This is a genomic window from Photorhabdus noenieputensis, from assembly GCF_018448935.1.
GTDB lineage: Bacteria > Pseudomonadota > Gammaproteobacteria > Enterobacterales > Enterobacteriaceae > Photorhabdus > Photorhabdus noenieputensis.
Genome location: NZ_RCWC01000175.1, coordinates 1 through 579, shown reverse-complemented (window position 1 = coordinate 579; position 579 = coordinate 1). Strand labels below are relative to the sequence as shown.

General features: G+C 48.7%; 1 protein-coding gene. It reads right to left on the bottom strand.

What is annotated here, in order from left to right:
- The coding region (locus tag EAE91_RS25275) for an AMP-binding protein (protein ID WP_214090568.1) at positions 1-579 on the bottom strand (579 nt) is incomplete at both ends.

Here is a 579-nt window from a genome sequence, read left to right as displayed (position 1 = left end):
CGGGGATATTACGTTCTGTTTCACTGCAAAGGTAAATTGTATGACCATGAAGCAGGCTGAGGAATAACTCAGAAACTGAGGCGTCAAAGACATAAGCAGCAAACATTAAGGCTTTTTTTCTCTTTGTTGCATTAAAAAGCGCTGTCTGTGCCGCCACCAGATGCGCCACATTTTTGTGCTCAATCATGACGCCTTTCGGCTGGCCGGTGGTGCCTGAGGTATAGATGATATAGGCCAAATCTGAGGATTTGTTTACCGATGCCGGATTGTCCACAGGTTGGTCTGCGGTGATTGCCGGGTCATCCGCCGCTATCAATACTGGTTGTTCTATGCATGTTCGCGTGTCTGTCGCCAGCATTGCCAGATACCTTTGCTGAGTGACGACACAGGGTGATTGGATATCGTCCAAAATAAACTGAACCCGCTCTGAGGGATATTCTGGGGAGATGGGTACATAAGCGCCACCGGCTTTCAATACCGCTAAGATACTGATAACCATGTCCAGACTACGGTCGAGATAGAGGGCGATGGGAGTATCAGCTTGCACAGGGACATGATGGTGTTGCTGACAACGTTCAC